Annotated in this window: 1 protein-coding gene; it reads left to right on the top strand. The window is 37.0% G+C overall.

The genetic code is table 11. The features are described 5' to 3' along the window. Positions 1 to 96: 96 nt before the first annotated feature. Positions 97 to 468 (top strand): SPASM domain-containing protein, encoded by a 372-nt coding sequence (locus tag ACB039_RS20910; protein WP_371166375.1) that lies wholly within the window; start codon positions 97 to 99, stop codon positions 466 to 468. Positions 469 to 627: the final 159 nt, after the last annotated feature.

Raw genomic sequence — 627 nt, 5'->3', positions numbered from 1 at the left:
AGCCTTTCTGGAATTGGATTTTGCTTTTGGCCATGATCTCGCACCTCGATAACTGTACGTAAGATCAGTATAGTTCGTGGTAACTGACTGCTAATCATGGGTAATCAGGTAATAAAAAAGATCCATTCCCTTGGTTTTAATTATGAACAAGCTGGAAAAAGAGGGATTCTATATAAAAATTGTGGAATAGGCTCATCCATAATAATAAATTATGATGGTAGGTTGTATCCCTGTAATGAATTTTCTGAAAAGTCAAAATTTACGATTAATGATTGCGGCGATATTGTTAGTATTTTTGATGAATTAAATGTTTCAACAAATGTTGATAATTCATATAAATGCAGTAATTGTGAGTTAAGGAACATATGCTGTGGTGGATGTAAACAGAAAAACAAGAAATGTGAGGGGGGGTATTTAAATCCTGTATGTGACCGCGAAAAGATATATAGAAAAATGGCATATGAATAGAGAGAGTTATCTTGGATTTTGTTTTTGGCAGGTCATCCGGTATGTTGGCTTAACCATCCCCTCATATGAGCGAGGCGTGGCGCGGCTTCTGAGGTATGATCGCCATCCTTGACCAGCTAATACCCAACAGACTATCCCCATGTTTAACCACGAACTAAT

This window comes from Aeromonas sp. S2(2024) (assembly GCF_041402505.1).
GTDB classification, from domain to species: Bacteria; Pseudomonadota; Gammaproteobacteria; order Enterobacterales; family Aeromonadaceae; genus Aeromonas; species Aeromonas media.
Note: the sequence above shows the minus strand (reverse complement) of the source record. Positions and strands in the feature narration are given on the sequence as shown.

Bases quoted from the DNA above. Each gene is read 5' to 3' on its own strand.
- ACB039_RS20910 (WP_371166375.1), top strand. From the start codon at position 97: ATGGGTAATCAGGTAATAAAAAAGATCCATTCCCTTGGTTTTAATTAT.